Source organism: Oleiphilus sp. HI0067 (genome assembly GCF_001635735.1).
This window is the reverse complement of record NZ_LWFI01001329.1, coordinates 1-882: the sequence shown is the minus strand read 5'-3', so window position 1 is coordinate 882 and position 882 is coordinate 1. Positions and strand designations below refer to the sequence as shown.

Annotated in this window: 1 protein-coding gene; it reads left to right on the top strand. The window is 43.0% G+C overall.

Annotated elements, in window-relative coordinates; genetic code table 11:
• Window positions 1-71 precede the first annotated feature (71 nt).
• Window positions 72-882: AI-2E family transporter (locus A3739_RS20825; RefSeq protein ID WP_068502645.1), on the top strand; the 811-nt coding region annotated here is incomplete at its 3' end.

The following is an 882-nucleotide window of genomic DNA, read 5'->3' as shown; positions in this document are numbered from 1 at the left end:
ACGCTCTAGAAACAGCGCATTCTGATGACGAATACGTTTATTTAATTACGAAAAGAGATAAATAGAACCGTATGTTGAAGATTGTACAATCTTGGGTGGAGCGTTATTTTTCTGATGAGCAAGCGATTGTTCTCGCGTCATTACTTGCCATTGGATTTGGTGTCATCCTGCTGTGGGGCGATATTCTTGCACCTGTTTTAGCATCGATAATCATTGCGTTTGTATTGCAAGGAGCTGTTTCTTGGTTGAACAAACGTGGGCTACCGCAATTACTCTCTGTGACAGTGGTTTTTAGTACCTTTTTGTCCGCGATTTTCGCTTTGATATTTGCTGTTCTCCCTTTGGTTTATTCGCAGTTTGAGTCTTTGGTAAATGATTTTCCCAAAATAGTGAGCACGCTACGTGTCTATGGGGATGATCTGCAGGAACGTTTCCCCGCGTTCTTCCAAGGTGATGAAATAACGCTCGCATATCAGCAGCTATCGGAAGGCTCAGCGCAGGTCGTTCAATGGATATTCTCTCATTCACTATCAACGCTGCCAGTGATTGTAAGTGTGATGATTTATCTCATTGTTGTTCCGATCTTAGTGTTTTTTCTCTTGAAAGATCGCACGAAAATTTTGATGTCGATTGATGCAGCGCTCCCGTCAAAGAAAGGCCTAATTCAGCGAGTCTCGCTCGAAATGAATGAGCAGTTTTCTAACTATCTGCGTGGCAAAGCGATAGAGATTTTCGTTGTCGCCGTTTTTACCTATATTGTGTTGCAGTATTTCGGTCTTAATTACGCAGCGTTGTTGTCAATGCTTGTTGGCTTGTCGGTGTTGATTCCCTATATCGGAGCGATAGTTGTAACGATCCCGGTCGCCTTGATTGCTCTGTTTC